The organism is Pseudomonas sp. Root569 (assembly GCF_001427465.1).
Taxonomy (GTDB): Bacteria; Pseudomonadota; Gammaproteobacteria; order Pseudomonadales; family Pseudomonadaceae; genus Aquipseudomonas; species Aquipseudomonas synxantha.
The window spans coordinates 76551-84028 of the sequence record NZ_LMGQ01000014.1; the positions used below are offsets into that span (position 1 = coordinate 76551).

At 63.3% G+C, this 7478-nt stretch carries 1 protein-coding gene; it reads left to right on the forward strand.

From position 1 onward, the window contains the following. Window positions 1-26 precede the first annotated feature (26 nt). The coding region (locus tag ASD70_RS14690) for a non-ribosomal peptide synthetase (protein ID WP_236708711.1) at window positions 27-7478 on the forward strand (7452 nt) is incomplete at its 3' end.

The window sequence follows — 7478 nt, forward strand, 5'->3', positions numbered from 1 at the left end:
CCGCCTATTGCCCCGGATTCGAAGAAATGAATGCTGAAGACTCCTTGAAACTTGCTCGCCGGTTTATCGGGTTGCCTCTGGAAAAACGCCAGCTGTTCCTGCAAGCCTTGCAGAAAGAAGGCGTGGAGTTTTCCCGGTTTCCGATTCCGGCAGGGGTAGAGGCGCAGGACCGCCAAGCGCTGTCCTACGCACAGCAGCGCATGTGGTTTCTCTGGCAATTGGACCCGGCCAGCGGCGCCTACAATCTGCCCGGCGCGGTGCGCTTGATCGGCGCGCTGAACCTGCCAGCGATGGAGCAAGCATTCGCCAGCCTGGTGGCGCGTCACGAAACCCTGCGCACCGTGTTCCAACGCCAGGCTGATGAGCATCTGGTGCAGGTGGCGATAGAGCCGTCGCTTGCGGTCGAGCAACTGGACGTCAGCGCCTTGCCCGCCGCCGAGCGCGAGCAGGCCGTCAACGATGCCGCTACCCGCCAATCCTTGTTGCCATTCGACTTGGAACACGGCCCGCTGCTGCGCGTGCAATTACTCAAACTTGACGATCAGGAACACGTGCTGCTGCTGACGCTGCACCATATCGTCTCCGACGGTTGGTCGATGAATGTGCTGATCGACGAGTTCATCCGTTGCTATGACGCCCATGAGCGCAACGAAACGCCGCAGCTGCCCGAGCTGCCGATCCAGTACAGCGACTACGCCCTTTGGCAGCGACGCTGGTTGGAAGCGGGGGAGCAGGCGCGCCAGTTGGAATACTGGCAGGCACGCCTGGGCGACGAGCATCCGGTACTGGAGCTGCCCACCGATCATCCGCGCCCGGCGATGCCCAGCTATCAAGGCACGCGGTATAACTTCGCGATTGATCCGGCGCTGGCTGCGCAACTGCGCAGTTGCGCGCAAAAACACAACGTCACCCTGTTCATGCTGCTGCTGGGTGCCTTTAATGCGCTGCTGCATCGTTACACCGGCCAGGGCGATATCCGTGTCGGCGTGCCGATTGCCAACCGTAACCGCAGTGAAGTCGAGGGTTTGATTGGTTTCTTCGTCAACACCCAGGTACTGCGCACTGAATTGAACGGGCAAACTCCTGTCGACCAACTGCTCGCGACCATCAAGGAAGCGGCCCTCGGTGCCCAGGCGCATCAGGATCTGCCCTTCGAACGGCTGGTTGAAGCGCTGAATATCGAGCGCAGCCTGAGCCATACCCCGCTGTTCCAGGTGATGTACAACCACCAGCCTCAGGTGGCGGATATTTCCACGGTCAGCACCGCATCAGGCGTGGAACTGAGCCTGGTGCAGCGTCAAGGCCGCACCACGCAATTTGACCTGACACTGGATACCTATGAGCAGTCCGGCACTCTGCATGCCGCGCTGACCTACGCCGATGACCTGTTCGAGCCTGCCACTATCGAGCGCATGGCGCGCCACTGGTTGCGGCTGTTGCAGGGCATGGTGGCCGACTCCCGGCAGGCCATTGGCGATTTGCCGTTGCTGGACGAGGACGAATACCAGCGCATCGTGCATGACTGGAACCCCCGTCATGACAGCTTCCCCCAGGCGCAGTGCATCCACCAGCGCATTGCCGAGCAAGTGCGGCAAACCCCGCAGGCGCTGGCGGTGACCTTCGGCGTGTGTGAGTTGACCTATGCGCAACTGGATCGGCAGGCCAATCAACTGGCGCATCTTCTGGTCAAGCATGGCGTGGGGCCGGAAGTACGCGTCGGCGTAGCGATGGCCCGTTCCGAGGCGTTGCTGGTGGCGTTGCTGGCGGTGCTCAAGGCCGGTGGTGCGTATGTACCGCTCGACCCGGACTACCCGGCCGAGCGTGTGGCCTACATGCTCGAAGACAGCCGTGCCTTGTTGCTGCTGACCGAGCAGGCCGTGGCGCAAACCCTGCCGACCGTCCCTGGTACGCAAGTGATGTTGCTCGATGACCTGGCAACGCTGCTGGCGCCCTGGCCTGCGATCGAGCCGGTCACGGCGGTGACTGCGGATAACCTGGCCTACGTGATCTACACGTCTGGCTCCACCGGCAAACCAAAGGGCGTGGCGATTGCCCATCGTAACGTAATTGCGCTGATCGACTGGTCGCAACAGGTCTACAGCCGTGAAGATGTGCAGGGCGTGCTGGCCTCGACGTCGGTGTGTTTCGATCTCTCGGTGTGGGAACTGTTTGTGACCCTGGCCGCCGGTGGTTCGCTGATCATTGCCCGTAATGCCCTGGAATTGCCCGATCTGCCGGCCCGGGATCGGGTGCGCTTGATCAATACCGTGCCATCGGCGATTGCTGCGCTTGAGCGCACGGGGCAGATTCCTCCCAGCGTGCGCATCATCAACCTGGCCGGCGAACCGCTGAAACAGACGTTGGTGGAGGCTCTCTATCAACAGCCTGGTGTCGAGCATGTCTACGACCTTTACGGGCCCTCTGAAGACACCACCTATTCCACTTATACCCGGCGTACCGCCGGTGGTCGCCCGAACATTGGCCGGCCAGTCAGCCATACCGCGAGCTACCTGCTCGATGCCCGGCTACAGGCCGTGCCCCAAGGTGTCTGCGCCGAACTCTACCTGGCAGGGGCGGGGATTACCCGTGGTTACCTCGGGCGCGCCGCCCTGACCGCCGAGCGCTATGTGCCCAACCCGTTCTCCACGCAGGGCGAACGTATGTACCGCACGGGTGATCTGGTGCGCTACCAGGATGGCGGCGTGCTTGAGTACCAAGGCCGTATCGATCATCAGGTCAAGGTGCGCGGTTTTCGTATCGAACTGGGCGAAATCGAGGCTCAGCTGTTGCGCCAGCCTGGGATACGCGAATTGGCAGTACTGGCCCAGGACAGCCCGGTCGGCCAGCAGCTAGTGGCGTGCCTGGTGCCTGCCGAGGCGAGTTTGCAGGGGGATGCCAAGGCTCAGGAAGCCTTGCGCGAAACCCTCAAGGCTGCCCTCAAGCAGGTGTTGCCGGCTTACATGGTACCCAACCATTTGCTGTTCCTGGAACGCTTGCCACTGACCCCCAATGGCAAGCTCGACCGCAAGGCCCTGCCAGCCATCGACAGCTCACCATCGGCCCGGCAGCACGTCGGACCGCAAAGCGACACGGAGAAAGCCCTCGCGGCAATCTGGCAAACGGTGCTCGGGGTCGAGCGGGTGGGGCTGGACGATAACTTCTTCGAACTGGGCGGCGACTCCATCGTGTCCATGCAGGTGGTCAGCCGGGCACGCCAGGCCGACATCAACCTCAGCCCCAAGGACGTGTTCCAGCACCAGACCCTGCGTAGCCTGGCGCAAGTCGCAAGCCTGCGCCTGCATACCACGATCGACCAGGGTGCTGCCCAGGGCCAGGCGATCCTCAGCCCGGTGCAGCACTGGTTCTTCGCCCAGGACATCCCCCAGCGCCAGCACTGGAACCAGTCGTTGTTGCTGATGCCGCGCGAGCCAATCGTGGCGGCTTTCCTGAACGGCGCGTTGCAGCAACTGGTCAACCACCATGACGGCTTGCGCCTACGTTACCAGGCGAACGGTGAGGGGTGGCAACAGCACTACAGCGAGCCTGTGGGTGAATCCGTGCTGTGGCAGCGCCAGGTAGACAGCCACGAAGCCCTGGCTGAGCTGTGTGATGAGGCCCAGCGCAGCCTCAACCTGCAAGACGGCCCGTTGTTGCGCGCACTGTTGGTGCAGATGCCCGATCACAGCCAGCGCTTGCTGTTGGTGATCCATCATCTGGTGGTGGACGGAGTTTCCTGGCGCATCTTGTTGGACGATTTGCAGCAGTTGTACGTCGGCTTGCGCGAGGGGGCAGCGCCAGCACTGGCGGGCAAGACCACCTCCTATCAAACCTGGACGGCCCGGCTGCAAGACGCCGTTCCACGCTTTCTACCCCAGATGGAAGGCTGGCAAGCGCAGCTTGGGCAGGCGTCGACCGCGGATTTGCCCTGCGATAACCCCCAGGGTGCCTTGCATCAATACCTGGAGGAAAAGGTCAGTTGCACCCTGGATGCCGAGACCACTCGCCAACTCTTGACCCTCGCGCCGGCCGCCTATCGCACCCAGGTCAACGACCTGCTGCTTACCGCACTGGCGCGTGTGGTGTGCCGCTGGAGCGGGCAGTCCAGCGCGTTGATTCAGTTGGAAGGCCATGGGCGTGAAGACCTGTTTGACGGCGTGGACCTGACCCGCACCGTCGGCTGGTTCACCAGCCTGTTTCCCGTCAACCTCACTCCGGCACACGCGCTGTCGGACTCGATCAAGACGCTCAAGGAACAACTGCGTGCGGTGCCGGACAAAGGCGTTGGCTACGGCGTGTTGCGCTACCTGGCCCCGCCATCCGTGGTCGCGGCCCTGGCGGCGCTGCCCCAGCCGCGCATCACGTTCAACTACCTTGGACAGTTCGACCGCCAGTTCGACGAAGGCGCGCTGTTCGTGCCTTCCGCCGAAGGCAACGGTCTGGCCCAGGACCCGCTTGCGCCGCTGGCCAACTGGCTGACGGTCGAGGGGCAGGTATACGGCGGCGAACTGTCCCTGCAATGGGGCTTCAGCCGTGAGATGTTTTCGTGCGCGACGATCCAGCGACTGGCTGACGACTATGCCGCCGAGCTCAAGGCGGTGATTGCCCATTGCTGCGGGCTTGAAGCCGGGCAGGCGACGCCGTCGGATTTCCCCTTGGCCGGCATCAGCCAGTCCCAGCTGGATGCGCTGGCGCAGATAGGCGCCGAGGCCGAAGACCTGTACCCCTTGTCGCCGATGCAGCAGGGCATGCTGTTTCACAGCCTTTACGAGCAGGACGCCGGCGATTACATCAACCAGATGCGCGTCAATGTGCAGGGGCTGGACGTCGCACGTTTTCGTTCCGCCTGGCAGGCCACCGTCGACGCCCAGGACATCCTGCGCACCGGCTTCATCTGGCCTGGCGACTGGCCGCAAGCGCAGCAAATGGTGCATCGCCAGGTGCAGTTGCCGTTCAGCGTGCTCGACTGGCGCAGCCACGAGGCACTTCCGGCAGCCCTTGACGCATTGGCCCAGGCGCAATCGCAGCAACCTTTCGACCTGGCCCGGCCACCGCTGTTGCGCCTGGTCCTGGTGCAACTGACGGACAGCGACTGGCACCTGATTTACACCCATCACCACATCCTGATGGACGGGTGGAGCAACTCACAGTTGCTCGGCGAAGTGTTGCAGCGCTACAGCGGCCAGAAACCGCCGGCCGCAGTGGGCCGCTATCGCGATTACATTGCCTGGCTGCAAGAGCAGGACAGTGCCGCCAGCGAAGCATTCTGGAAGGCCCAGCTATTGCCCCTGGAACAGCCGACCCGCCTGGCCCAGGCGCAGGTGCCGGCGCCGTCGGGGCCAGCCTATGGCGAACACTATTGCGTGGTGGACGCCACCCAGACCCTGCGCCTGCATGAATTTGCCCGTCAGCAGAAAGTCACGCTCAATACCCTGGTACAAGCCGCCTGGCTGTTGCTGCTGCAACGCTACAGCGCACAAGCCACAGTTGCGTTTGGTGTCACGGTAGCGGGGCGCCCGGCGCATTTGCCCGGGGTCGAGCAACAGATTGGCCTGTTCATCAACACCCTGCCGGTGGTGGCGACCCCGCAGGCCGAGCAAAGCCTCGGCAGTTGGCTGCAAAGCGTACAGGCGCTGAATCTGAGCCTGCGCGAACACGAACACGCACCGCTTTACGAGATCCAGCGTTGGGCCGGTCGCGGTGGCGAGGCACTGTTCGACACCATTCTGGTCTTCGAAAACTACCCGGTCTCTGAAGTGCTGCAACGCGGGGCACCCGACGGCCTGCAATTCGAGGCCTTGCACACCCATGAGCAGACCAGTTACCCGCTGACCCTGACGGTCAATCTGGGCGATACCCTGACCTTGCATTACAGCTATGCCCATGGGCACTTTTCAACGGCGGCGGTGCAGCGTCTTGGTACGCACTTGAGCAACCTGCTCCAGCATATGCTCGATGCGGCCGAACTACCGTTGGCGGAACTCAGCCTGCTGGACGCCCAGGAGCACCAGTCACTGGTGCACGACTGGAGCAGCGCCACTCTCGATTACCCCAGTGAGCAGCGGGTTCACCAACTGTTCGAAGCCCAGGTAGCRCAGCAACCTTCAGCGCCGGCCTTGCTCTTCGAAGACCGTCAACTGACCTATGCCGAACTCAACGCCCGGGCCAACCGCCTGGCCCGGCATCTGGTGAGCCAGCAACCTTCAGCGCCGGCCTTGCTCTTCGAAGACCGTCAACTGACCTATGCCGAACTCAACGCCCGGGCCAACCGCCTGGCCCGGCATCTGGTGCGCCTGGGCGTCGGCCCCGACGTGCTGGTGGGGATCGCCGTGGAGCGCGGCCTGGACATGATCATCGGCCTGCTGGCGGTGCTCAAGGCCGGCGGCGCCTACGTGCCCCTGGACCCGGAATACCCCCAGGACCGCCTGCTGTGCATGATCGAAGACAGYGGCACCCGGCTGATGCTGACCCAGAGTCACTTACGTGAACGCCTGGCGATTCCCGACTATGTCGACCACCTGTGCCTGGACCAGGACCAGGCCTGGGTCGACTTGGACGCCAGCAACCTGARCAACCGCGCCCATGCCCAGAACCTGGCGTATGTGATGTTCACTTCGGGCTCCACCGGCCGGCCCAAAGGYGTGGGCATCAACCAGYTGTCGCTGACTCGCCATGCCTATGTATCGCTGGATTTTTTCAACCTCAAGGGCGATGACCGCATCCTGCAGTTTTCCACCTTCAACTTCGACGGYTTCGTCGAGCAGYTGTACCCGGCGCTGATCTGCGGCGCCTCGGTGGTGCTGCGCGGCACCGAGATCTGGGACACCGAGACCTTCTACCGCGAACTGATCAAGCACCAGATCAGTGTGGTCGACCTCACCACCGCCTATTGGAACCTGCTGGCCAAGGAYTTYGCCRCKGCCGGTCCGCGCGAKTATGGGCGCCTCAAGCAAGTCCACGCCGGCGGTGAAGCCATGCCGCCCGAAGGCCTTGCCGCGTGGGCCGAGGCCGGYCTTGGGCACGTCAAGCTGCTCAATACCTATGGCCCCACCGAAGCCACGGTGACGGTTACCGCCCTCGACTGCACCGACTACGTGACCGGCGCCCGCCCCACACCCTTGACCATGCCCATCGGCAAGGTCCTGGCCGGGCGCAGCATCTACYTGCTGGATGACAGCGGTGCCCCGGCACCGATCGGCGTGGTGGGTGAACTGGTGATCGGCGGCGAGTTGTTGGCCCGTGGTTACTTCAACCGCCCGGACCTGACCGCCGARCGCTTCATGCCCGATCCGTTCAGCCAGARTGGCGGGCGTTTGTACCGTACTGGCGACCTGGCGCGTTAYAACGCCTCGGGTGTGATCGAATATGTCGGGCGGATCGACCATCAGGTGAAAATCCGCGGTTTCCGTATCGAGCTGGGGGAAATCGAGGCCCGGTTGCTGGAGCAGGAGCAGGTGCGAGACGCCATCGTCCTCGCGCGG